The sequence below is a fragment of the Arthrobacter sp. Soil_C_49 genome, from assembly GCF_057656635.1.
Map to the genome: position 1 here is coordinate 1 of NZ_JBDGJZ010000032.1, position 500 is coordinate 500.

The 500-nt window shown below is 70.2% G+C and carries 1 pseudogene; it reads right to left on the minus strand.

Going from position 1 to position 500, the window contains the following annotated elements:
• A pseudogene (locus tag AC3A4Z_RS22585) lies at window positions 1-500 on the minus strand (hypothetical protein); the annotation flags it as partial.

Below are 500 nucleotides of genomic sequence, written 5' to 3' on the forward strand. Positions count from 1 at the left end.
CCGTAGCCGTCCAGGTTTGCCGGTTCGTCCGTGATGTCGAATAGGGCGAGTACCGGCACGGTGACCAGGACGTCCGCCTTGGGTACCGGGACGTTGCCGAGGTCCGCGTACCCGTTGCCGGCGGTAGCTGGCTGCTCAGCGGCGCCGGGGGCCTCATGGTCGGCGGTACTCTCGTACTCGGCGGTGCCGGTGGCGGCGGTACCGGCGGCGGTGTCAAGGACGCCAGCCGGCGCCAGCGAGGCCAGCCCGATCGTGTCCTGGTCGCCGTCTTCGCTGTTTACCGCGCTGCCTTCACCCGGGCTGCCCTGACCTGTGGTGTTTTGTGCTGTGCTGGGTGCGTTGGTGCTGGGTTCGGTGGTGTGGGTGAGGGTTGGGCCGGCGCGGAGGAGCAGGGTGGCGGCGATGTCGGGGCGGAGTTGGGTGATGGTGCGGGGTTCGTGGGGGCCTTGGAGGCCGCGGGCGATGGCGGTGGTGCGGTTCCAGATGGCTGAGCCCTGGTG